The organism is Bradyrhizobium sp. CCBAU 051011, from assembly GCF_009930815.1.
Lineage (GTDB): Bacteria > Pseudomonadota > Alphaproteobacteria > Rhizobiales > Xanthobacteraceae > Bradyrhizobium.
The window spans coordinates 7,234,435-7,254,275 of sequence record NZ_CP022222.1 but is presented as its reverse complement, the minus strand read 5'-3'; the positions used below and the strand labels follow the sequence as shown (position 1 = coordinate 7,254,275).

Annotated in this window: 16 protein-coding genes and 1 pseudogene; 14 read left to right on the top strand and 3 right to left on the bottom strand. The window is 64.5% G+C overall.

Features of this window, described 5'->3' with window-relative positions; translation table 11 throughout:
• Positions 1-4 precede the first annotated feature (4 nt).
• Positions 5-703 (top strand): ABC transporter ATP-binding protein, encoded by a 699-nt coding sequence (locus tag ACH79_RS34195; protein ID WP_161854882.1) that lies wholly within the window; start codon positions 5-7, stop codon positions 701-703.
• Between the two features lie 132 nt (positions 704-835).
• Here the strand turns inward: ACH79_RS34195 and ACH79_RS34190 are convergent, their stop codons facing one another.
• The gene (locus ACH79_RS34190) at positions 836-1,102 is read right to left on the bottom strand and encodes a DUF3551 domain-containing protein (protein ID WP_161854881.1); all 267 of its coding nucleotides are present in this window, start codon (positions 1,100-1,102) and stop codon (positions 836-838) included.
• Between the two features lie 148 nt (positions 1,103-1,250).
• Entirely contained in the window at positions 1,251-1,541 is a 291-nt protein-coding gene (locus tag ACH79_RS34185) for a DUF3551 domain-containing protein (RefSeq protein ID WP_161854880.1), read from the bottom strand.
• Positions 1,542-1,843: 302 nt separating this feature from the next.
• Between ACH79_RS34185 and ACH79_RS34180 the strand changes: the two genes are divergently transcribed.
• The 10 genes and pseudogenes from ACH79_RS34180 (at position 1,844) to ACH79_RS34135 (ending at position 14,269) form a co-directional block, all read left to right on the top strand.
• A complete protein-coding gene (locus ACH79_RS34180) occupies positions 1,844-2,590 on the top strand; it encodes an outer membrane protein (protein WP_065750695.1) in 747 nt (248 codons plus the stop codon).
• 467 nt (positions 2,591-3,057) lie between these two features.
• Positions 3,058-6,567 carry a DNA polymerase III subunit alpha gene (dnaE, locus tag ACH79_RS34175; RefSeq protein ID WP_161854879.1) on the top strand — a complete coding sequence of 1,170 codons (3,510 nt, stop codon included), beginning with the start codon at positions 3,058-3,060 and terminating at the stop codon, positions 6,565-6,567.
• 182 nt (positions 6,568-6,749) lie between these two features.
• Entirely contained in the window at positions 6,750-7,499 is a 750-nt protein-coding gene (locus ACH79_RS34170) for a carbonic anhydrase (protein ID WP_161854878.1), read from the top strand.
• Between the two features lie 40 nt (positions 7,500-7,539).
• Positions 7,540-7,725: pseudogene (locus ACH79_RS34165) on the top strand (hypothetical protein); the annotation flags it as partial.
• 201 nt (positions 7,726-7,926) lie between these two features.
• Complete coding sequence (locus ACH79_RS34160) at positions 7,927-8,400, top strand: DUF2846 domain-containing protein (protein WP_246738243.1); 474 nt, start codon at positions 7,927-7,929, stop codon at positions 8,398-8,400.
• Positions 8,401-8,432: 32 nt separating this feature from the next.
• The gene (locus ACH79_RS34155; RefSeq protein WP_246738242.1) at positions 8,433-9,776 is read left to right on the top strand and encodes a S1C family serine protease; all 1,344 of its coding nucleotides are present in this window, start codon (positions 8,433-8,435) and stop codon (positions 9,774-9,776) included.
• Complete coding sequence (locus ACH79_RS34150; protein ID WP_246738241.1) at positions 9,773-10,750, top strand: FHA domain-containing protein; 978 nt, start codon at positions 9,773-9,775, stop codon at positions 10,748-10,750. The genes ACH79_RS34155 and ACH79_RS34150 overlap by 4 nt, the downstream gene beginning before the upstream one ends.
• Before the next feature lie 286 nt (positions 10,751-11,036).
• The gene (locus tag ACH79_RS34145; protein ID WP_246738240.1) at positions 11,037-12,002 is read left to right on the top strand and encodes a helix-turn-helix domain-containing protein; all 966 of its coding nucleotides are present in this window, start codon (positions 11,037-11,039) and stop codon (positions 12,000-12,002) included.
• Between the two features lie 136 nt (positions 12,003-12,138).
• Complete coding sequence (adh, locus tag ACH79_RS34140; protein ID WP_161854875.1) at positions 12,139-13,656, top strand: aldehyde dehydrogenase; 1,518 nt, start codon at positions 12,139-12,141, stop codon at positions 13,654-13,656.
• A 193-nt stretch (positions 13,657-13,849) separates the two neighbouring features.
• Entirely contained in the window at positions 13,850-14,269 is a 420-nt protein-coding gene (locus ACH79_RS34135) for a CBS domain-containing protein (RefSeq protein WP_161854874.1), read from the top strand.
• Between the two features lie 82 nt (positions 14,270-14,351).
• Here the strand turns inward: ACH79_RS34135 and ACH79_RS34130 are convergent, their stop codons facing one another.
• Positions 14,352-14,819, bottom strand: a complete 468-nt coding sequence (locus ACH79_RS34130; protein WP_161854873.1) for an aminoacyl-tRNA deacylase — start codon at positions 14,817-14,819, stop codon at positions 14,352-14,354.
• A 260-nt stretch (positions 14,820-15,079) separates the two neighbouring features.
• Here ACH79_RS34130 and ACH79_RS34125 point away from each other — a divergent pair, with 260 nt between their 5' ends.
• From ACH79_RS34125 to tsf, 3 genes are all read left to right on the top strand, one after another.
• On the top strand, positions 15,080-17,527 hold the full coding sequence (locus ACH79_RS34125) for a caspase family protein (protein ID WP_161856699.1): 2,448 nt from the start codon (positions 15,080-15,082) through the stop codon (positions 17,525-17,527).
• A 225-nt stretch (positions 17,528-17,752) separates the two neighbouring features.
• Positions 17,753-18,751: a 30S ribosomal protein S2 gene (locus ACH79_RS34120; RefSeq protein ID WP_161854872.1), complete on the top strand. Its 999-nt coding sequence runs from the start codon at positions 17,753-17,755 to the stop codon at positions 18,749-18,751.
• Positions 18,752-18,883: 132 nt separating this feature from the next.
• Complete coding sequence (gene tsf / locus ACH79_RS34115; RefSeq protein ID WP_161854871.1) at positions 18,884-19,807, top strand: translation elongation factor Ts; 924 nt, start codon at positions 18,884-18,886, stop codon at positions 19,805-19,807.
• Positions 19,808-19,841: the final 34 nt, after the last annotated feature.

Here is a 19,841-nt window from a genome sequence, read left to right as displayed (position 1 = left end):
CGAGATGGCCGAAGAGGCGGAAGACGTACCGGTTATCTATCTCCACGAGATAAAACGCGAGTACAGGCAGGGCGAGGCGACGCTGACGATTCTGAACGGCGCGAAGCTCGCGCTGTGGGCGGGACAGTCGGTGGCGCTGGTGGCGCCGTCAGGGTCGGGCAAGTCGACGTTGCTGCATATCGCTGGCCTGCTCGAAACCCCCGATGACGGCGAGGTCTATGTCGCGGGCACGCCGACCTCGCAATTATCGGACATCGAGCGCACCCAGATCCGGCGCTCCGACATCGGCTTCGTCTATCAGTCGCACCGGCTGCTACCGGAATTCACCGCGCTTGAAAACGTCATGCTGCCGCAGATGATCCGCGGCCTCAAACGCTCCGAGACGATCAAGCGCTCGCAGGAGATTTTGGCCTATCTCGGCCTCGGTGACCGCGTCACGCACCGCCCGGCCGAACTCTCCGGCGGCGAGCAGCAGCGCGTCGCCATCGCGCGCGCGGTCGCCAATGCCCCGCGGGTGCTACTCGCGGACGAGCCGACCGGCAATCTCGATCCGACCACGGCCGACCATGTCTTCAATGCGTTGATGCAGCTTGTGAAGGCGACGCAGGTCGCGATGCTGATCGCCACCCACAACATGGAATTGGCTGGTCGGATGGACCGGCGGGTGTCGCTGGTCGACGGCCAGGTCGTCGAAATGGACTAAAGCGTGATGACTTTTCTTCGGATCGTCATTCCGCTTTTTCTTTTGTTTGAGCATGATCTCCGCGCAAACGCGTTCCGCGTTTGTCGCGAGGGAAAACCGCTACACACTTTTCCGGGTCATGCTCTAACGGAGTCAGTAGCCGCTGCGGTACCGCTTATTGCGAGGTGCCGACGGCCCCTGAGAAGCATAGGCGAAATAGGGATTGATAACGCACTGCGCCGAGCGGCCCGACGCGGTCGCGTTGCATTGGGGTAGCGACGTATAAGCACATTCGTAATAGCTGATCCTGCCATAGACATGCAGGCAAACCGGATAGCTGGGATCGTACGTCTGCGCTTGCGCCGGTACAGCCGCCGAGGCCGCGCCGATCGCTAAAATTGCCAAAGCCAGATTGCGCATCAGAACCTCCTTGAGAGCGCGGCCGATCCGCGAGGGCCGACGGCCAGCAGATATTCGACGCGACCGGGCGTCAAATCACGTTCACGCGTTGTAGGCGTGCGCAGGCGCGTGTGCGGAATGTCTCGCGGGCGGGCAGCCGCGCCGCTCGCTATCTGCCGTAAGCGGGGGCGGGCGGCAGCGCGCGGCCGGGCAGCGGGCGGTAGGCGGAGGGCGGTGGTTCGCTCTCGCCGATATAATAGGGATTGGCGATGCAGTAGAGAAAGCGCCCCGACGCGGTCGCCTGACACTGCTCGTAGCTCGTGAAGGTGCAGTAGCTCAGTCCCGGATACTCGTTGCCCTGAAGGCAGAACGGATATCTTGTGCCGACGGCTTCGGCGGGAGCGGCACCGATAACTGCCAATCCGCTCGCGGCCAGCACGGCCAGAATCGCTCTACGCATTTCGAATCTCCTTCATGGCGCATCGGCGTTTTTGCGCTGTTCCATTTTCGTCGACAAGCCGCAGCTGCGCAATCCCGTCAACCGATTCACATCGTCACGTCGCTGTAAATCGAATGTGAATTATTTGCGGCGAGCATTGGCGAAGCAATGTTTCGAAAAACGCCTGCAAGACAACATTAATTTACGTTCACACTGCGGCCGTTTGGTGTGTGCTGTGGCCGTGAGGTTACAGCAATTCGAGCGAACGATGCTAAGAGCATGCCGCGGCCTTGGGGGCTGTCAACGAAGGAACGGGAATAAGAATGAAGAAGGTTTTGCTTGTTACGGCCAGTCTGATTGCGCTCGGCGCAACTGCGCCGGCACTCGCTGCGGATCTCGCTGCGCGTCCTTACACCAAGGCGCCCCCGATGGTTGCTGCTGTATATGACTGGACCGGATTCTACATCGGTGCGAACGGCGGCTGGGGTTCGAGCCGCAACTCCTGGGATTCGGTTCCGCCTGCGTTTTTGGTTGGCCCCGAGGGCTCCCATGATGCAACCGGCGGCACGGTCGGTGGCCAGGTCGGCTACCGCTGGCAGGCTGGCACTTGGGTGTTCGGTCTTGAAGCTCAGGGCAACTGGGCCGACTTCTCGGGCAGCAACGTGAGCCAGGTGTTCGCTAACTCGCGCAACCACACGAACGTCGATGCGTTCGGCCTGTTCACCGGTCAGGTCGGTTATGCCGTCAACAACGTCCTGCTCTACGTCAAGGGCGGTGCTGCGGTGACCGCGAATAGCTACCGCATCAACAACTTTGCAGGCGCGCTCGTTGGCGTCACCGGCGACGACACCCGCTGGGGCGGTACGATCGGTGCCGGCCTCGAATACGCCTTCGCCCCGAACTGGTCGGTCGGCGTCGAGTACAATCACCTGTTCATGCAGGATCGTACCTACACCTTCACCGCGCCGGGTGGCGGCTTCGTTGGCACCGACCGCATCCGTCAGGACGTCGATCTCGTCACCGCCCGCCTGAACTACAAGTTCGGTGGCCCGGCCGTCTCGCGGTACTGATCGTTCGCAATTCTCGCGAATCATCGAAGCCCCGGGCGGTGCCCGGGGCTTTTTTTGTTGCGGCGAGTGGTCCGGTTAACCAAGCGGAGTTGTCGCAGAACATGCCGTGAGACGGGGTCTTGACTCCTAGAACAAAAAAGGAACAATGTTCCTCATATGTTCTCAGATCGTAAGGAGTCGGACCATGTTGCGGATGTTCGTGGAAGAAGCGGCGGCGCTGGCGTCGATTACGCTGTTTGTCGGCATGATTGCGGTCTGGGCGCAGGTGATTCCGCAGCTTTGATGATGGCGGAAGCTGACCCGGACTTGGTAGCGGACGGGTTGGGGAAAAGCCGGATGGCGGGCGCGGAGCGCGCGTTCCGCGTGGACTCCGTCAGGCCAAGGCATCACCATTGCGGCGGCGAGTCGGTGCGCACGTAAGCGGCCGGCGATCGCTCCCCACCACGCTGCAAGAGCCCATTTTGCGCATGTCCAGTGCCGGATTCGTTCATCTCCACGTTCATTCGGCCTATTCGCTGCTGAAAGGCTCGATCAAGATTGCCAAGCTCGGCGAACTGGCGAAAGGCGACCGCCAGCCGGCGCTGGCGCTGACCGATACCGACAACATGTTCGGGGCGCTGGAATTCTCCGACAAGATGGCGGGCTATGGCATCCAGCCGATCGTCGGCTGCGAGCTCGCCATCGATTTCGGCGATCAGGATCCGAACGCGCGCAATGCGCTTGCCGCCGCGCCATCACGAATCGTGCTGCTGGCGGCGCGGGAGCGCGGCTACCGCAGCCTGATGCGGCTGAACTCGCGGGCGTTTCTGGAAACGCCGGTCCATCAATCCCCGCATATCAAGCTCGAATGGCTGGAAGGCGATTCGGAGGATTTGATTGCGCTGACCGGCGGTCCCGACGGCCCGATTTCGCTGGCGCTGCAGGCCGACCATGCGGCGCTCGCAGCAAGCCGTTGCGAGCGGTTGGCGAATTTGTTCGGCGATCGCCTCTATATCGAATTGCAGCGCCACGGCATCGACAAGGAGCGCCGCGTCGAGGGTGGCCTGATCGATCTCGCCTACGCCAAGGGCCTACCGCTGGTCGCGACCAACGAGCCATATTTTGCATCCAATGACGATTATGAGGCCCATGACGCGCTGCTCTGCATCGCCGGCGGCAAGCTGATCGCCGAGACCGACCGCGATCAGCTCACGCCGGACCACCGCTTCAAGACCCGCGCCGAAATGGCGGTGCTGTTTGCCGACATTCCGGAAGCGCTGGCCTCCACCGTCGAGATCGCCGAGCGCTGTTCGTTCCGCCCGAAGACGCGAAAGCCGATCCTGCCGCGTTTCACCGTCGGTGCCGGATCGGGCTCGGATGCGGCAACCGAGGAAGCGGCCGAGCTGAAGCGCCAGGCGGAGGAGGGGCTCGCACGGCGTCTTAAGGTTCATGGCCTGTCGCCCGGCACTACGGAAGAGGACTATCAGAAGCGTCTCGCCTTCGAGATCGACGTCATCAACCGCATGAACTATGCGGGCTACTTCCTGATCGTTTCCGACTTCATCAAATGGGCCAAGGCCCACGACATCCCGGTCGGTCCCGGCCGCGGCTCCGGCGCCGGTTCGCTGGTCGCCTACGCGCTGACGATCACCGATCTCGATCCGATCCGCTTCGGCCTGCTGTTCGAGCGCTTCCTCAATCCCGAGCGCGTCTCGATGCCGGACTTTGACATCGACTTCTGTCAGGACCGCCGCGGCGAGGTGATCGACTACGTGCAAGAGCGCTACGGCCGCGATCAGGTGGCGCAGATCATCACCTTCGGTACGCTGCAGGCGCGCGGCGTGCTGCGCGACGTCGGCCGCGTGCTGCAGATGCCCTACGGCCAGGTCGACAAGCTCACTAAGCTCGTGCCGCAAAATCCCGCTGCACCCGTGACGCTGGCGCAGGCGATCGAAGGCGAGCCGAAGCTGCAGGCGTTCCGCGACGAGGATCCGGTGGTCGCCCGCGCCTTCGACATCGCCCAGCGCCTCGAAGGGCTGACGCGCCACGCCTCGACCCACGCGGCCGGCATCGTGATCGGCGATCGCCCGTTGAGCGAACTGGTGCCGCTCTATCGCGATCCCAAATCCGACATGCCTGTGACCCAGTTCAACATGAAATGGGTCGAGCCCGCGGGACTCGTGAAGTTCGACTTCCTCGGCCTGAAGACGCTGACCGTGCTCGACGTCGCGGTAAAACTGCTCAGACAGCGCGACATCCAGGTCGATCTGGCGACGTTGCCGATTGACGATGCGCCGAGTTACCAGATGCTGGCGCGCGGCGATGTGGTCGGTGTGTTCCAGGTGGAAAGCCAGGGCATGCGGCGCGCGCTGATCGACATGCGGCCCGACCGTTTCGAGGACATCATCGCGCTGGTGGCGCTCTATCGCCCGGGCCCGATGGCCAACATCCCGACCTATTGCGCCCGCAAACACGGCGACGAGGAGCCGGAATATCTGCACCCCGTCCTGGAGCCGATCCTCAAAGAGACCTTCGGCGTCATCATCTATCAGGAACAGGTGATGCAGATCGCGCAGGTGATGTCGGGCTATTCGCTCGGCGACGCCGACCTGTTGCGCCGCGCGATGGGCAAGAAGATCCGCGCCGAGATGGACAAGCAGCGCGACATCTTTGTCGCCGGCGCGGTGAAGAATGGCGTGCCGAAAGGGCAGGCGGATACGATCTTCGAACTGCTGGCAAAATTCGCCGACTACGGCTTCAACAAGAGCCACGCCGCCGCCTACGCGCTGGTGTCGTACCACACCGCCTACATGAAGGCGCATTACCCGGTGGAGTTTTTGGCGGCGTCGATGACGCTCGAACTCAACAACACCGACAAGCTCTCGGAATTCCGTGCCGAGGCGCAGCGGCTCGGCATCAAGGTCGAGGCGCCGAACATCAACCGTTCGGGCGCCACCTTCGAGGTCGGCGACAACACCATCTACTACGCGTTGGCCGCGCTGAAGGGCGTCGGGCAACAGGCGATCGATCAGATCGTGGAAGAGCGCAAGAAGGGCGCCTTCACCTCGCTTGCGGACTTCGCCGCGCGGGTCAATCCGCGCGCGATCAACAAGCGTATCATCGAGAGTCTCGCCGCGGCCGGCGCATTCGACACGCTCGAATCCAACCGCGCCCGCGTCTTCGCCGGTGCCGACGCCATTCTCGCCGCCTGCCAGCGCAGCCACGAGGCGGCGACGATCGGCCAGAACGACATGTTCGGCAATGCCGCCGACGCGCCGACCATCATGCTGCCGCAGATCGAGCCGTGGCTGCCGGCCGAAAAACTCCGCCGCGAATACGACGCCGTCGGCTTCTTCCTGTCCGGCCATCCGCTCGACGATTACGCGACCGTGTTGAAGCGGCTGCGGGTGCAGTCCTGGGCGGAATTTTCCCGCGCCGTCAAAACCGGCGCGACCGCGGGCAAGGTCGCGGCCACCGTGGTGTCGCGGATGGAGCGCCGCACCAAGACCGGTAACAAGATGGGCATCATGGGCCTGTCGGACCCAACCGGGCATTTCGAGGCCGTGCTGTTTTCCGAAGGCCTTGCGCAATATCGCGATGTGCTCGAGCCGGGCGCTGCCGTATTGCTGCAACTCGGCGCCGAACTGCAAGGCGAGGACGTCCGCGCCCGGGTGCTGCATGCCGAGCCGCTGGATGATGCCGCGGCCAAAACTCAAAAGGGCCTGCGGATTTTCGTTCGCGACACCAAGCCTTTGGATTCGATCGCGCGGCGGCTCAACATGCCTGAGGCATCGGCGCCAAACGGTACGGCCAAGGGCCTGCCGGCAAAGCCCGCGACCGCGCCATCGGGTGGCGCCGATGGCGACGTCTCGGTGGTTATGATGCTCGACCTGCAGACCGAGGTGGAAATGAAGCTGCCGGGGCGCTTCAAGGTCTCGCCGCAGATTGCGGGCGCGATCAAGGCGGTCGCTGGCGTGGTGGACGTGCAGACGCTATAACCAACGCTTGTTCGCGAGCCATGCAGCGAATTCGCCTCTGCCAACCGTTAATTGTGTGCGGGAATCCTCGATCTGTTACGGCGGCTCAAGAACCGATTCCGCCGAAGCTTTGCCGCTCCATCATAACCGTTATCACGGATCAGGCGTCAGCGACACGGACGCCGAAGGCAAGGAGAGGTGCAATGTGCGAAAAATGCGTCTCAAATCAGCTTCATTCGACGGCGCCCTCGCGGCGTTCCGTAGTTCTCTTCGCGGCCTCGACACTCGGGCTAATGCTCGCCGACACAGCTCTCGCCGACACAGCTAACGCCAAGGATACGAAGACTCCTCCCAAGCCGCAGAACGTGTTGTTGCCGGACGCTGCCCTCAAGAAATTGATGGAAGGAAATGCGCGCTATGTTGCCGGCACATCGCGGCGCCACGACTTCAAGCATGAAAGGGAAGCATTGGTCGGAGGTCAGAACCCCTACGCAGCCGTTCTGAGCTGCGCGGATTCGCGCATCGCGCCCGAATATGCCTTCGATAGCGCGCGTGGTGACTTGTTCGTCTGTCGCGTGGCCGGCAATTTCGCCAACGACGATACGGTTGCAAGCATGGAGTATGCCGTCGCCGTGCTTGGCACGCCGATGATCCTCGTGCTGGGTCACGACAGTTGCGGTGCGGTCGACGCGACGATCAAATCCCTGAAGGACGATAAGCCGCCTCCGGGACATATTCCGTCTCTGGTGGCCGCGATTGCACCCTCGGTGAAGGCGTCAGCCCAGCAGAGCGGAAATGCGCTCGACAACGCCATTCGGCAGAACGTGATTGATAACGTCGCCAAGCTGAAGTCGGCCGCACCGATCCTCAACGCCGCCGTCGAGCAGAACAAGATCAAAGTGGTCGGCGGCATCTACCGGCTTGCAACCGGCAAGGTCGAGCTGTTGAGCTGACCGCAGCCGGATAGGGCGCGGCGCCGTTATCTCCCGCGGCTCAGTCGCGCGGCGGCCCAACATGCCGGAGGCATCGGCGCCAAATGGTCCGACCAAGGGCCAGCCGGCAAAGCCCGCGCCCGCGCCATCAGGCGGCGCCGATGGCGACGTGTCGATGGTCATGATGCTCGACCTGCAGACCGAGGTGGAAATGAAGCTGCCAGGCCGTTTCAAGGTCTCGCCGTAGATCGCCGGCGCGATCAAGGCGGTCCCGGCGTGGTCGACGTGCAGACGCTGTAGGGTCACCCGGCGCCCGCGGATAACGCCATAAGTGCTATTGCAACCTCACGGTGTTTCCGGATATGCCCGTTGAGGGGAATCGATTGGGGGCGTTATGTTGGGGCGTGGAATTGCGTTGCTGTCGTGCGCGCTAATGTTGTCGGGCTGCATGACGGCCAAGGTCGGTACCGACTATGCGGCGATCTCGCAAAAGATCGGCCCGCCGAAGCCGGGGCAGTCCCGGGTGGTGGTGCTTCAGAAAAAGCGCGACGGGCTGTCCATGGCCTTTTGTGCCTGTGAGGTGAGGGTGGATAGCAGTCCAATGGGTAAGGTGCTGGTAGGCACCTACGCCTATGCCGATCTCCCGGCGGGTCCGCATCAGCTTGTCGCGAGCGAAACGCTGTTTCCGGGCGAGACCAGGCGCGATTTCACCACCGCGCCCGGCCGCACCTACTTCTTTCTCGTCAAATCGAGCCCGAGGCATGATGCGGTGAGCGGAATGTCACTGGTCGGAGGACTGGCCGGCGTCGCGGTCGCGGCTGTCGCAACGTCCGGCAGCGATAATCTCGGGCCGGGCGAATTTATTCCGCTGGACGAGCCGACCGCGAGAACGATGCTCGCGGACCTGCAACTGGCCGATTAGCGTCAATTCGAAGCGCGGGACTGGGGAACGATTTGATTGTCTTGATTGCCCGCGCGTTGCGCGCCTCCCTCCTGCTTCTGTCGTTCCTGCTTCTGTCTGCTGCAACATTTGCACCAAGCGCAGCGTCTGCTGCCGGTCCGCCATCGTCTTCCGCGGAAGGCATTTACGCTGCCGCGCCGCCGCGGTTATTGCAAATTCGTACGCTGCTTGCAGATGCCGGACGGCAGACATCGATCGGCTCCGGCTTCCTCGTCTCCGCCGACGGGCTTGCGGTCACGAACTATCATGTGATCTCGCAGGCCGCACTGGAGCCGAAGACTTACCGGCTCGAATACCGGGGCGCTGACGGCAGCCACGGCAATCTCAGCCTGATCGGGGTGGACGTGCCGAACGATCTCGCGATCGTTCAACTCGACAGGCGCGATGCGCCGTTCTTCACCTTCAACAAGGCGGCGATGGACGGAGCCATGCCTAAGGGCGAGCGGCTCTACTCGATGGGCAATCCGCTCGACCTCGGTTTCACCATCGTCGAAGGCACCTATAACGGCCTGGTCGAACATAGTTACAACGAACGCGTCCACTTCACCGGGGCGCTCAATCCGGGCATGAGCGGCGGCCCCGCCGTCACCGCTGACGGCCGCGTCGTCGGCGTCAATGTCGCCACCAGGCGCGGCGGCCAGCTCGTCAGCTTCCTCGTCCCCGCCCGTTTCGCTGAGGCGCTGCTCGAGCGCGTACGCGGCCGCAGCGCTGCGCCTTCCGAACTGCGTGGCGAGGTCGGGCGCCAGCTCGCCGCCTGGCAGGCCTCGCTCTACAGATCGTTTGCCGACCGGGGTTTCCGTTCCGCCACACTCGGGCCGTACCGTGCGCCGGAGACCTCGGCATCGTGGTTCAATTGCTGGGCGCAGACCAATGCGGATGCGACGCCCAAGCCGCGCGCGAGCATCAATTCGACGACCTGCACCAGCGACACCGGCCTGTATGTCGCCTCCGATCTCACAACCGGCTCGATCCAGATCAACCATTCCTATGTCAAGACGATCGATCTCAACCAATTCCAGCTCGCCTCGCTCCTGACAAACCTCAGCCAGCCGCGCGTGGTCGGCGGTGGGCCGTTCCGCAAATGGTACACGCCGGAGCGCTGCCACGAGGACTTTGTCGCCGCCGCCGTCACGTCGAGCCACCCGCCGTTCCGCGCCATCTGGTGCGCGCAGGCGTACCGTGAATTCGACGGCCTCTATAACGTTGTCATGGTCGCCGTCAGCCAGGACGACGGTCGCGAGGCGCTGGTGTCGCGGCTCAACCTGCCGGCGATCGGTTATGAGGACGCGATCGCGCTCGGCAAACGGTTCCTTGAATCGGTGCAAGTGACTCGATGACAAGTGAAGCGATAATCTGGATCGAGATTCTGTCGCGCCATCGCGAGGTCACCGCACGTTTCCGGATCGTCTCTGCGGAAGCGCGGATCGGCCGCGGTTACGACAACGACGTCATCGTCGATGATCCCTATGTTGCCGCGAGCCATCTGCGGATCTTTCGCGACGATGCGGGGCAATGGATCGCCGAGGACCTGGGAAGCGCCAACGGCACGTTCCTCGATGGCGTCCGTGCGAAACAAGCGCGCTTTGCGACAGACGGCAGGCAACTGATCCGGATCGGGCAGACGTTGTTGCGTGTCCGCCAGGCGAGCCACGCGGTCGAGCCCGAGCGGCTTGCGCCACGCGATCGGCCAGCGCTGCCGGTCGCGCTGGCTGTGGGGCTCGCAAGCGCTGTTCTCGGGCTGTCTGCGCTTACCATTTGGCTCGCCCAGACTTCCGAGCCGCGGGCCTCGTCCTATTTGACGCCGCTGCTGGGGATCATCGCCGCCGTATTGCTTTGGACCGGGCTGTGGGCGCTGCTATCGCGCATCTTTTCCGGCCGATCGCGCTTCCTGCGCAACCTGCTGATTGCGCTTGCCGGCATACTGGCGCTGACCGTCTACAACGAATTCGCGCGCTATTTCGCGTTCGCCCTCAACTGGCCTTCGGGCATCATCTATCAGTATGCCGCCGCCTGGACGGTCCTTGCGACAATCTGCTTCCTGCATCTGCGCGAGATCGGCCCGGCGCGACTGTGGCTGAAGGGCGCGATCGTGACCACGGTGCTGGCGACCGCGGTCGCAGCGCAGACCCTGCAGCAGTCCGAAGCCTTCTCCGAATCCGGCCGGCAGAACAACGCCCGCTTGCTTATGCCGCCGGCGCTTCGCGTGGTGCCGGTCAAGGAGGAGGATACCTTCTTCCGTGATGTCGGCCAGTTGAAAGCCAGGCTCGATGCTGATCGCGGCAAGGCGAGGGCCGGGGAGGCGGGCCGATAAACATTGGCCCGCCAAGGGGCGCCTCGGCCAGCACGAGCCCGCTCACCCGACGCCGATAGCCGCGCAAAAGCTGAATGAGATCAAGCAGGCGCTGCGCGCGCCATCGATCGCCCCGTTACCAAGCCGACTAAAGTCTACCAGGACATGCTGCCAAAACCTGTCAGCGTCGTCAGGCATAATCGGCTATTGCCGGCTTGGGGACGGGACAGTTACGACCGCGCGTTTGATCTGCATCAACTCGTCAACCGCTCCAGGCATAATAATTTACAGCACGGGAGGATCAAGCGTGGCGCAGACCACCAGACACCATGTCGATCAGGTACAGGCGACGGTCGCGCGCGGCTCGGCCGCGACGTCAGCCATGGTCGCGTCCTGGCGCCGGTCCTCCAATTTTCATCGCCTCGATCCCGCCGAATGCAGTCTGCCGCGCCGGCTGAGCCAGGCTGAATTCGAAACGGCGCGGCAGCAGATCGAACCGCTGGTCCGCGCCGCTCAATCCAACCTCGATCGCCTGTTCCTCGCGGTCGGCGGCGTCGGATGTTGCGTGCTGCTGGCCGACCGAAACGGCGTGCCGGTCGACCGGCGCGGCGCTGCGTGTGACGACGAGACGTTCAAGGCGTGGGGATTGTGGACCGGAACGGTCTGGAGCGAGGATTGCGAGGGCACCAACGGCATCGGCACCTGTCTTGCCGAACAACGCGCGCTCACCGTTCATCGCGACCAGCATTTTTACGCGCGCAACACGCTGTTGAGCTGCACCTCGGCGCCGATCTACGATCACGAGGGCAGGCTGGCCGCGGCGCTCGACGTTTCCTCCTGTCGCGCCGACCTGACCGAAGGTTTCGTCAACCTCATATCGGTTGCCGTCAGCGACGCCGCGCGGCGGATCGAGACGGAGAATTTCCGCCTGGCGTTTCCCGGTGCGCGCTTTCTGTACGCTCCCGACATCAATCGCGGCGGCGGCGGGCTGATTGCGGTCGATGCCGACGATCTCGTCATCGGTGCGACACGGTCGGCGCGGCTGGCGCTCGGCGTGACGCGGGACTTTCTGAAGAAACCGTTGCCGGCGGCCGACCTGCTCGGCGGTGCATCGAGTCCGGCGCGCGACCTCGATCAGGCCGAGCGGGCGGCGGTACAACGGGCGCTGGCGCGCAGCGACGGTAACGTTTCGGCCGCCGCCGAGGCGCTCGGCATCAGCCGCGCGACGCTGCACCGAAAGCTGCGGCGCCTCGACCTCCATCGCGCGCACTGACGATTGCCCCGCGCACTGTCGCAGTTCTGCGACACGCGGGCCGGCGATCAAGTTTGGACGGACTGACAACGTAACCGGCCTTCGCCATGGTTTTCCCAGAGCGCCGCATCCAGCGACGCCATTGCGAGGAAGAGCCATGAACAAGGTCGAATTCTCACGGACTGCGAAGGCCCCGTTCGAAAGGCGTTACGGGAACTACATCAACGGAAAATGGGCCGAGCCGCGCTCGGGCAGATATTTCGATAATCATTCGCCGGTGAATGGGCAGTTGCTCTGCGAGGTTGCGCGCTCTGACGCCAAGGACGTCGAGGATGCGCTCGACGCCGCGCACGCCGCCAAGGAAGCGTGGGGCCGCACCAGCGTCGCCGAACGCGCGCTGATCCTCAACCGCATCGCCGATCGGATGGAGGAAAACCTCGATCTGCTCGCGCTCGCCGAAACCTGGGACAACGGCAAGCCGATCCGCGAGACCACCGCGGCCGACGTGCCGCTCGCGATCGACCATTTCCGCTACTTCGCCGGAGCGATCCGCGCGCAGGAGGGCGGCCTTTCCGAAATCGACCACGATACCGTCGCCTATCATTTCCACGAGCCGCTCGGCGTCGTCGGGCAGATCATCCCGTGGAATTTTCCGCTGCTGATGGCGTGCTGGAAGCTGGCGCCGGCGCTGGCTGCCGGCAACTGCGTCGTGCTGAAGCCGGCCGAACAGACCCCGGCCGCGATCATGGTGTGGGCGGGGTTGATCGGCGACCTGCTGCCGCCGGGCGTGCTCAATATCGTCAACGGCTTCGGCCTCGAGGCCGGCAAGCCGCTGGCCTCCTCGCCGCGCATTGCCAAGATCGCCTTCACCGGCGAAACCTCGACGGGCCGGCTGATCATGCAGTATGCCAGCCAGAACCTCATTCCGGTGACGCTCGAACTCGGCGGCAAGTCGCCCAACATCTTCTTCAAGGATGTCACCGCCGAGGACGACGAGTTCTTCGACAAGGCGATCGAAGGCTTCGTGATGTTCGCCTTCAACCAGGGCGAGGTCTGCACCTGTCCGAGCCGCGCGCTGATCCATGAATCGATTTTCGACCGCTTCATGGAAAGAGCCTTGAAGCGCGTCGAGGCGATCGTGCAGGGCGATCCGCTCGATCCGGCCACCATGATCGGCGCGCAAGCGTCCTCCGAACAGATGCAGAAGATCCTGTCCTATATCGACATCGGCCGCGGAGAGGGCGCGCAGGTGCTGACGGGCGGGGCGCGCAACGAGCTGCCGGGCGATCTTGCCGGCGGCTTCTACGTCAAGCCGACGGTGTTCAAGGGCAACAACAAGATGCGCGTGTTCCAGGAGGAGATCTTTGGACCCGTCGTTTCGGTCACGACCTTCAAGGACGACGACGAGGCGCTCGCGATTGCCAATGACACGCTCTACGGTCTCGGCGCCGGCATCTGGAGCCGCGATGCGAGCCGGCTGTACCGCTTCGGCCGCGCCATCCAGGCCGGTCGGGTCTGGACCAATTGCTACCACGCCTATCCGGCGCATGCCGCGTTCGGCGGTTACAAGCAATCGGGCGTCGGTCGCGAGACCCACAAGATGATGCTCGACCACTACCAGCAGACCAAGAACCTGCTCGTCAGCTACAGCCCGAAGAAGCTCGGCTTCTTCTAACCTGTCCTGACATCGGTAACGGCGTAGCGCGCGGACCATTTCGGTCCAGCGCGCTACGTCGCGATCGTCTTTTCAAGAAGTTTTCATTGCCTTTGCGATTCCGCCCCGGCCGAACCGGCGTATAATCGCATCGAGGGGGAACTGTGCTGCATCACGTGAATTTCACCTGAAATCGCAGTGACGGAGGTCCGCCATGAAAGTCAAAGACGCGATGCACAAGGGCGTCGACTGGGTCAATCCCGATACGCCCATCACCGAAATTGCCAAACTGATGCGAGAACATGACATCGGCTGCATTCCGATCGGAGAGAACGACCAGCTGGTCGGGATGGTGACCGATCGCGACATCGTCTGCAAAGGAATTGCGAACGGCAAGTTCGACCCCAGCCGCGCCCTGGCGCGCGACGTGATGACCGAAGGCATTCATTGCTGCCGGGAGGACGATGACCTTGCCAAGGCCGTCCATCACATGGAGGCGCTGCAGGTCCGAAGGTTGCCGGTGATCAACAAGAGCAAGCGAATGGTCGGCATGATCAGCCTGGGCGATGTCAGCCGCTTTGCACCCAATGATTTGCTGGCCGGGTGCGTGAAGAGCGTCGCGGCCCATCACTGAATACGGCGGCAGTCCTTGCCGTTCACGCGCGATGGCGTCCGCGTCGAAATCGACGCGGACGACCGAAGGAAGTGCGCGGGCCTCAATCGTGGGTGCTGAAGTGGCCGCGCCAGGCCTTCGCCGTCAGTCGGGCGAACTGGTCGCCATCCATGCGGATCAGCGTCGCGTGATCGCCGCCCTCCAGGTAGATTTCCCGTCGCGCGTCGATGCTGTCGTCGATGATGACGTCCAGCCCGTAGCACTCACCGAGCGGCGGGATCGCGCCGCGCTCGCAGTCCTCGAACAGCCGTTCGATTTCGTCCTCGCTCGCCAGGTCGACCTTGTGGCCGAGCTGACTTTTCAGGGCCGATAGATGCAGGTGATGGGAGGCCGGAAGCACGGCCATCATGTAGCCGCCGTCACGGCGGAGCACGACGGCTTTCGCCAGCGCCTCGCCCGGCACGTGGCAAGCCTCGGCCGTACGGTTCGATGACATGGTTGGGGCATGCGGGATCACGTCGTAGGTGACGCTCTGATCCAGGTACTTCTGCAGGGTCGGGGAAACGGTCATGGCGGCTCCTCCATTGCATGGGCAATCCGCACACCGGGAGGAACTCGCGCAGTCGCCTCACGATGCGGGCGAACACGATTGCAGCAAGATACGCCCGCCGGCAGGCCGCGACAATGCGAATTCGGTGCTGGAACCGTCGAGGGAGGACCCGTCTCGGTCGGATTTTGCGCGAATTGCCTTGCTGCGAGCGTATTTATTCAAGAAATGTTCAGCTCAACGAGCCTTCGATGCGGCGCTCGGGCGGCGACAGGGTGGAAGCCATGCGGTTAGTAAGAAGTCTGTCGATCCTCGCGATGTGTCTCGTCACGGCGCTGGCGGGATATTTGAGCCCCGCCGCGGCGCAGCAACCGGAAAAGCGCATTGCGCTGGTGGTCGGCAACGGCGCTTACGCGAAATCGCCGCTGGCGACCGCGGCCAACGACGCCGGCCTGATCGCGCAGACGTTGCAGGCGGCAGGCTTCGACGTGGTCGGCGCCCGCGATCTCGATGGCGACACGCTGCGCAAGAGTTTCCGCGATTTCATCCAGAAGGCCGACAGCTCGGGGCCTGATACGGTCGCAATGGTCTATCTGGCCGGTTACGGGCTGCAGCTGGCCGGCGACAACTACTTCGTGCCGGTCGATTCAGCGATCAACCGCGATACCGACGTTCCGACCGAGGCGCTGCGGACCGGCGACTACATCCGCCAGCTCGCCTCGCTGCCGCTGAAGGCCGGCATCGTCGTGCTGGATGCGGCGCGCCAGCAGCCTTTCGTCGACGGGCAGATCGCAAGTGGCCTCGCCCTCGTCGAGGCCGACCCGCACATGCTGATCGCGTTCAACGCGGCGCCCGGAACCGTGGCGCCGGCCGAGCAGGGGCCGTACGGCATTTACGCCCAGTCGCTGGCCGAGATGATCCGGACCGGCGGACTGCCGTTGCCGGAGGTCTTCAATCGCCTGCGGCTCCGCGTCAACGAGGCGAGCAAGGGCGCGCAGATGCCCTGGGACAGCCAGAAGGTCGATGCGGCCTTCACGTTCTTCGAGCGTGAGCCCGACGCGCCGGCGCAGCCGTCGGCGGATCAGGCCGCCGCCGTCCGCAGCAAGCCGATCCGCGAACTCGGCGTGCAGGATGCCTACGCCATGGCGGTCGAGCGCGACACGCTGCAGGGCTATGAGGAGTTTCTCGGCGCCTATGCGAGCGATCCCCTGGCCAAGCGGGTGAGGGCGATCGCGGCGGCACGGCGCGAGGCGATCACCTGGCGCCGCACCTACCGCACCGACACTCCGAACGCCTATTGGTCGTACCTGCAACGCTACCCGCGCGGGCCGCATGCGGCCGACGCACGCCGGCGCCTCACCATTCTCACCGCGCCGCTGGAGCCGCCGCCGACATTCGACGTGATCGATTACGATGTGCCGCCGCCGCCGCCGGACGAGCTAATCTATATCGATCGTCCGGTGCTGGCCTTCGGCGATCCCGAATTCGATTTCGTCGCGCCGCCACCGGCGCCGGTCTATTACCTGCCGCCGCCGCCGGATGATTTCGTGGTGCTGGAGCCGCCGCCGCCGCCGATCGGGCTGTTCATCCTGCCGCAGCCGATCTTCGTGCCGATACCGGTCTATGTCAGACCGCCGCGCTACGTGGCGCCGCCGCCGAACAACATCATCTATGCCAACATCCACAACAGGGCCGTCATCAACAGCGTGATCAACCGGCCGCCGGTTGCGCCCGTGGCCGGACCTGGTATGGCCGGACCTGGCGGCAGGCCTGTCGGGCGCCCCGGCACTCCGGATCGGGTGGCTGCGCCGGGGCAGGGGAGCGCCACGCCTGTGCTGCCGCCTGCGGTGGCGCAGCGGGCGACGCTGATCCAGCAGGGCAAGGCGCCGGTGCCGCCGAGCGCCACGATCAATCCCGCCGTGAGAACGGGTCTGCCCGGTACTCCCGCGGGGCAGACCGGAAGGCCGAACGCAGTGCAACCGGCAAACGCGCCAGCCGCGCTGCCGTCGACACAGCAGCCCGTGCCGAGGACCAACGCCCTGCCGGTCCCGGGCGCCAGGGGCACGCCACCGGCGCCTCCGAGCGCCGCCGTCAGTCCGAACGCGAGGCCTGGGCCGGGCGGTCCGCCGCCGGGATCGGCGGCACCTTCCGCTGCCGGAGCCAGACCCGCGATCGGCGCAACGGCGCCGGCTGGCCAGCAACCAAGAGAAGGGCCAAGAGAAGGGTCAAGGGTGGTCGCACCGCCCCCAAGCGCGGCCGCGCCCTCAAGACCTGCGGCTGCGGTTGCTCCAAAACCTCAATTGCAGCCTGAATCGCGACGAACGCCGCCGCCGTCCGCGGTGCAGGTGGCCCGGCCTCCGCCACCGTCCGCTGCACGCGTTGCTCCGTCGGCACCGCCGCCCAGGATGGCCGCACCGCCTCCACCGGCGAGGGTGGCAGCCCCGTCGCCTCCACCCAGGATGGCCGCCCCCTCGGCCCCGCCGCCGCGCATGGCTGCGCCGCCGCCTCCTCCACCGAGGATGGCGGCACCATCGCCGCCACCCAGGATGGCCGCGCCACCGGCCCCGCCACCGCGTATGGCCGCGCCGCCGCCTCCACCGAGGATGGCGGCTCCACCGCCGCCGCCACCGCGTATGGCCGCGCCACCGCCGCCGCCGCCTCGGATGGCTGCACCGCCGCCAGCGGCCCGCCCAGCTCCGGCCAGGAGCTGCCCGCCAGGAGCCCGATGCTGATTGTTAAAGGGCCAGATCCGCCGGGTCTGGCCCGAGGCGGCCCTGAATCGCTGATCTACAAGACCGAAAATCCGGCCGTATTTCCTTGCTTCTGGCTGGAATCCGGCTATATAGCGCGCCATCTCACACGGAAACATGGCTCTCAAAGGCCGTCCGGTGGCAACCGGGCCAATCAGGCTCGTTTGCTCACACGTTTCCGGAGGAACCAACCGGAGAACTATAACTATGGCGCTACCCGATTTCTCTATGCGTCAGCTCCTCGAAGCTGGCGTTCACTTTGGTCACCAATCGCACCGCTGGAATCCGAAGATGGCGGATTACATCTTCGGTGCCCGCAACAACATCCACATCATCGACCTCGCCCAGACCGTGCCGATGCTGCATCGTGCACTGCAGGCGGTGTCCGACACCGTCGCCAAGGGCGGCCGCATCCTGTTCGTCGGCACCAAACGTCAGGCGCAGGACGGCGTGGCCGACGCGGCCAAGCGCTCGGCGCAGTATTTCGTCAACTCGCGCTGGCTCGGCGGCACGCTGACCAACTGGAAGACGATCTCGGGTTCGATCAAGCGCCTGCGTCACCTCGATGAGGTGCTCTCGTCGGGCGAAGCCAACTCCTATACCAAGAAGGAGCGGCTGACGCTGCAGCGCGAGCGCGACAAGCTCGACCGCTCGCTCGGCGGCATCAAGGACATGGGCGGGCTTCCCGACATGATCTTCGTGATCGACACCAACAAGGAAGACATCGCGATCCAGGAAGCGCAGCGGCTCAACATTCCCGTTGCCGCCATCGTCGACACCAACTCCGACCCCAAGGGCATCACCTTCGTGGTGCCGGGCAATGACGACGCCGGCCGCGCCATTTCGCTGTATTGCGATCTGGTGGCCCGCGCCGCCATCGACGGCATTTCGCGCGCGCAGGGCGATTCCGGCATCGACATCGGCGCCGCGGTTCAGCCGGTTCGCGAGGAAGTTCCGGCGGCTCCGCAGCCGGCCGGCTTCCAGGGGCTGGCCGGTCCGCGCGGCACCGCCGACAACCTCAAGAAGCTCACCGGCGTGTCTGGTACCATCGAGAAGAAGCTCAACGACCTCGGCATCTTCCACTACTGGCAGCTCGCCGAGCTCGATCACGACACCGCGCACAAGATCGGTGAAGAGGTTGGTCTTCCGAGCCGCGCCGATGCCTGGGTCGCCCAGGCCAAGACGCTGACCGCGGAAGCGGAATAATTGTTACGCCGCGTGGCCGGGTCTTCCGGCCACCGGTTCTGCTCCCCAGATTACGGCATTCCCTGTAGCTGACGGCGGCCGGCGCAAACCGTGCCGTTGCCCGTGGCTAACAGGCAAGAAGGATATTCGACGATGGCAACGATCACGGCGGCGATGGTCAAGGAACTGCGCGAGTCGACCGGCGCAGGCATGATGGACTGCAAGGCAGCCCTCACCGAAACCTCCGGCGACATGCAGGCCGCGCAGGATTGGCTGCGCAAGAAGGGCCTGTCGAAGGCTGCGAAAAAGGCTGGCCGTGTCGCGGCCGAAGGCCTGATCGGCGCCGTGACCTCGGGCCCCAAGGGCGTCGTGGTCGAGGTCAATTCGGAGACCGACTTCGTGGCTCGCAACGAGCAGTTCCAGGGCCTCGTCAAGATGATCGCCCAGGTCGCGCTCCACAACGGCGCCGACGTCGAGAAGATCAAGGCCGCGAAGGTCGGCGACGTCACCGTCGAGACCGCGATTTCGGACGCGATCGCGACCATCGGCGAGAACATGTCGCTGCGCCGTGCGGCCTCGCTCGAGGTCGGCAAGGGCGTGGTGTCGAGCTACGTCCATGGCGCCGTGATCGACGGCGCCGGCAAGATGGGCGTGCTGGTCGCGCTGGAATCGGCCGGCAAGACCGATGAACTTGCTCAGCTCGGCCGCCAGCTTGCGATGCACGTCGCCGCGACCAATCCGCAGGCGCTGGATCCGTCCGGCCTCGACCCCGAGATCGTGAAGCGCGAAAAGGACGTGCTGGCCGACAAGTACCGCCAGCAGGGCAAGCCCGACAACGTGATCGAGAAGATCGTCGAGTCCGGCCTCAAGACCTATTACAAGGAAGTCTGCCTGCTGGATCAGGCGTTCATCCACGACACCGGCAAGTCGGTCGCGCAGGCGGTCAAGGAATCTGAAGGCAAGGTCGGCGCGCCGGTGAAGATTGCCGGATTTGTGCGCTATGCTCTCGGCGAAGGAATCGAAAAGCAGGAATCCGATTTCGCGGCCGAAGTCGCGGCGGCCAGCGGCAAGAAGTAACCGCTGCGGTACTAGTCTTCCGGCGCGGCCGCGC